Origin of the sequence: uncultured Brachyspira sp. (genome assembly GCF_944390595.1) — a bacterium.
GTDB lineage: Bacteria > Spirochaetota > Brachyspiria > Brachyspirales > Brachyspiraceae > Brachyspira.
In genome coordinates, this window is record NZ_CALXRN010000159.1 from 1 (window position 1) to 2598 (window position 2598).

4 protein-coding genes are annotated in these 2598 nt (G+C 24.2%); 1 reads left to right on the forward strand and 3 read right to left on the reverse strand.

Going from position 1 to position 2598, the window contains the following annotated elements; genetic code table 11:
- Positions 1-328 precede the first annotated feature (328 nt).
- The 3 genes from Q0J90_RS09350 to Q0J90_RS09360 form a co-directional block, all read right to left on the reverse strand.
- Positions 329-853, reverse strand: coding sequence for a PIN domain-containing protein (locus Q0J90_RS09350; protein WP_297277647.1), 525 nt, complete (start codon positions 851-853; stop codon positions 329-331).
- Positions 846-1535 (reverse strand): hypothetical protein, encoded by a 690-nt coding sequence (locus tag Q0J90_RS09355; RefSeq protein WP_297277648.1) that lies wholly within the window; start codon positions 1533-1535, stop codon positions 846-848. The genes Q0J90_RS09350 and Q0J90_RS09355 overlap by 8 nt, the downstream gene beginning before the upstream one ends.
- Positions 1536-1960: 425 nt before the next feature.
- On the reverse strand, positions 1961-2107 hold the full coding sequence (locus Q0J90_RS09360) for a hypothetical protein (protein WP_297277649.1): 147 nt from the start codon (positions 2105-2107) through the stop codon (positions 1961-1963).
- Between the two features lie 116 nt (positions 2108-2223).
- Between Q0J90_RS09360 and Q0J90_RS09365 the strand changes: the two genes are divergently transcribed.
- The coding region (locus tag Q0J90_RS09365) for a thermonuclease family protein (RefSeq protein WP_297277650.1) at positions 2224-2598 on the forward strand (375 nt) is incomplete at its 3' end.

Below are 2598 nucleotides of genomic sequence, written 5' to 3' on the forward strand. Positions count from 1 at the left end.
AGTAAAAAAATAATTTTAATAAAAATTAGTAATGAAATTATTAAAATATTTTATGTTGATATTATTAATTATTAATATAAAATAAATATGGTTTTAGTTTTTGCATATTAGACTTCCTAATATGTTGAATTAAGGGCTGGAACTTTGCAGAGTTTCAGCCCTGTTTTTTATTTTGTCTGATCACTTTTGTATATTTATTATTTATGATAATAGAAATATAAAAAATAATGTCAGAGCCTTTGATAATCAAAATATAATTTATGAGTTTTTAGAAATTAATATAATTTATTTTTGAGTTTTTTATAAAATAAACAATAAAAAAGAATTATTATATTAATCTTCCTGTTGCTTTTACAGCATCTGATAAAGAATATATTTTTAAATTATTCACCTTATATTTCAGCATAGTTTTATCTTCTGTAAGAAACCAAAAATCTGAGTATCTATCAGCATTTAATTCCGCATAACTTGAAGCGTTTGAAATTATTAAAGCATCAACTTTATGTTTTGCTCTGTCTTTATTTAAAAACTTATTCTCATTATATATTTCTCTGTATTTTTTTAGAGATTTAGTTCCTAACGGCTCTATTTTTAGAGAATTAAAATAGCTTTTTATATAATTCATTATTATTATAAAAGCATCATCCTTTAAATATTTTTCTTCTAAACCAAGTACTAATTCATGTATAACTAAAGCAGAAATAACAAAATCATTTATTTCTTCTTTTAAGATACGAAGGCTGTTAATTCTCTCTTCTTCATGTATATTTAATTTATTATCCTGCGATGAAAGTATGCAGCTTATAGCAGATGTGTCAGGCAGACAGCATACATTTATTAATTTATTATTCATCAATATTCCTTATATCTAATATTTTTTGCGTATAATTAGAAATGTCTATTTCTTTTACCAATAAATTAAAATCTTTTTCTGCTTTATTTTTATCCAAATAATTTATAGGATTTAAATCTAAAAGCCGTACTGTTTCTAATATTTCACCGTTAATATTCTGCAAAACTTCTGCATATATTTCTACCTGTTCATATAAAAAGTTACGCCACTTTTTAGCTATTTCTCTGTCTTTTTCTGGGATAGAAAATACTCTTACTTTTCCATCTATTATGATATGTATATTAGGATCACGTCCGCCTATATCTATAACTTCGCCTTCAAAAAAATCTACAACATTAAAAAATAATTCTTCTTTATTTTCTGGTCTTACGGTATATATTTTTTTATTTGTTGCTGTTTCTATCATATCAACATATTCAACTTTTGCATTCCTTTGTAAAAAATCAAGAAGGATATCTTTTAGTGTACTTGGAGTGTTTATATATTCTACAGCGATATTGCCTGTACATTCTATACAGCCTGATTTTATATTATTTAAAGTGATATTTTTATCTGCTCTTTCTATATTTCTAAAAAGAGACATTGCTATATTTAAGGCTTCAGAAGCTCTCATATTTTCTGTGTCTAATTTACTTCCTACAAGTTTTAAGGTAAGCAAACCTCTGTCTTTACCATCTTTCATATTTATTACAAAATCCTATATTAATAGTCTAATATAATTATATCTTATTTTCAATAAATATATAAAAAATATTTTTTCTTTTATAACAATATACCTGACATATTTTTTAGGATTTTTTATCCTTTGAAGACGGCGTCCGCAATAACTGTAATTGACTTTAATATTTTATAAATATTCATAAATAAATTATTGATAAAATATTTATAATCAATGTTAATATCAGATTGATCTTTTTTAATATTGAATATAATTTGTGATATTTATTTTGATTAATAATTTCAAATAAAATTAAGAAAATACTATTTACTATTTTTAAAAACAGTAGTATTATATTTGTAGTAATCATTTTATTACCTCGTAAGTGATATTTTGATTTTTGAGGGTAAAGTTTTGGGGACTTTACTCTCTTTTTTTATTTAAGCTTATTACTTTTTGTATATTTCACTCATATACATTTTATCAAGTTCTACTAAATACTCGCTTACTCTCATATTCAAACTGTCAGCCTCTTTCTTCATCTCCTGAAATGTTTTTTCTGTAACTCTCAAAGTTATTACAACTTCTTTTGACATACTATAAATATTGTTTTTTTTATTTTTAGTTTTATAATTTTTACGTTAGTGTCAGACATGCTCTAACATGACCGACCAGTTTTCAAAAATAGCATTTATTCTTTTAAGGGAGCACTATGAAAAAGTTATTTTTAATATTTATAATATCTTTTAATCTATTTGCATTTGAAACAAGCGAAAATATTAACCAAACTAAAACTTTCACGAATGTACAAATTATCAGAGTTTATGACGGCGATACTTTCTTTGTTAATATACCTTATGTGCACTGGCTTATAGGTTCAAATATCAGCGTACGCATAAGAGGTATAGACACTCCAGAAATTAGAGGAGGTACAGAAGAAACTAAAGAACTAGCAAGAAAATCAAAAGAGGCATTAATCAAATTATTTGAAGGCAGAAAAATAACTTTATATAATCTTAATAGAGATAAATATTTTAGAATACTTGCTGATGTCAAAGCTGATGATATAGATGTAAAAGACTATATG